The sequence below is a fragment of the Streptomyces sp. SID4985 genome (assembly GCF_009863025.1).
Taxonomy (GTDB): Bacteria; Actinomycetota; Actinomycetes; order Streptomycetales; family Streptomycetaceae; genus Streptomyces.
Window position 1 is genome coordinate 1 of the sequence record NZ_WWIR01000418.1, and the last position, 715, is coordinate 715.

At 79.7% G+C, this 715-nt stretch carries 1 protein-coding gene and 1 pseudogene; both read left to right on the top strand.

Translation table 11 applies throughout. The features are described from left to right. Positions 1-460: glycosyltransferase family 4 protein (locus GTW40_RS18295; protein WP_161181273.1), on the top strand; the 460-nt coding region annotated here is incomplete at its 5' end. Then, positions 457-715: pseudogene (locus tag GTW40_RS18300) on the top strand (transferase); the annotation flags it as partial. The gene GTW40_RS18295 and the pseudogene GTW40_RS18300, both read left to right, overlap by 4 nt.

Sequence of the window (715 nt, forward strand, 5' to 3'; positions counted from 1 at the left end):
GGTCGGCGACGGCCCGGACCGGGCGGCCCTGCGCGCGGCGGCGGGCCCCGGGGTGCTGTTCCCGGGCGCGGTGAGTGACGTACGGCCCTGGTACCGGGCCGCCGATCTGGTGGCGCTGCCCTCGCGCTGGGAGGGCATGGCGCTCGCGCCGCTGGAGGCGCTGGCCTGTGGGCGGCCCGTGGTCCTGGCCGATGTGGACGGTGCTCGGGAGAGCCTGCCGCCCGCGTCGGCGGGGCTCTGTCTGGTGCCGCCCGAGGACCCGGCCGCGCTGGCCGCCGCCGTCGCCGGACTGCTGACCGACGCGCCGCTGCGCGCGGAGTTCGGCGAGTCCGGGCGCCGTCACGTCCTGTCCACCCACGACGTGCGGCACACCGCCGAGCGGATCGCGGGCGTCTACCGCGAACTCCTCGGCGCCCGGCCGCCCGTGTCCGCCGAGCGCAGGGAGTCCCTTCTCTCGTGACCACGGAAAGCACTGCCCCCACCGCGCAGCCCTGGGACCGGGCCACGGGCCAGGTCCCGCTGGTACGGGCCCGCGCCGCGCGCGGCTTCCGGCTCCCGGTACGGCGCCCGCCCGCCCGGGCCGCCTCTCCCCTGCCGCTGCTCGCGGCCGACCTCGCCGGGGCGCTCGTGGGCGCCGCCGCGCTGGACCCGGCCGCCCACCATCCCTTGCTGATCGCGGCGCTGCTGTGCGGCGCCCTGCTGCTCCGCCCCCGGC